We start from the raw sequence: 366 nt of genomic DNA, 5'->3' as shown, positions 1-366 counted from the left end.
CCTTTGTACTACGCTAAAGTAATCAAGCTACTTTATCTTAGGTGAGTTATGGCCACGCCAAGGAAGCAACAAATCAGTTTAGTAGACACACCTTATTACCATTGTGTGGCGCGTTGTGTTCGACGCGCTTTCTTATGTGGTGAAGATACCTTTTCAGGTCAAAGCTTTGAGCACCGGCGAGGTTGGGTGGAAGACAAACTGCATTTTCTGACGCAAGTCTTTGCGATTGAGGTTTGTGCCTATGCGGTGATGAGTAATCACTATCATGTGGTGTTATTTATTGATGAAGAAAAAGCGAAGCAGTGGACAATGACTGACGTACTTGTGCGTTGGCACCGCATACACAAAGGCACGTTACTGACCAAA

At 44.5% G+C, this 366-nt stretch carries 1 pseudogene; it reads left to right on the top strand.

Annotation, left to right across the window (positions count from 1 at the left end):
* Positions 1-48 precede the first annotated feature (48 nt).
* Positions 49-366 (top strand): annotated as a pseudogene (locus H4J76_RS19575) (transposase); the annotation flags it as partial.

The organism is Colwellia sp. BRX9-1, from assembly GCF_014077195.1.
Taxonomy (GTDB): Bacteria; Pseudomonadota; Gammaproteobacteria; order Enterobacterales; family Alteromonadaceae; genus Colwellia_A.
Note: the sequence above shows the minus strand (reverse complement) of the source record. Positions and strands in the feature narration are given on the sequence as shown.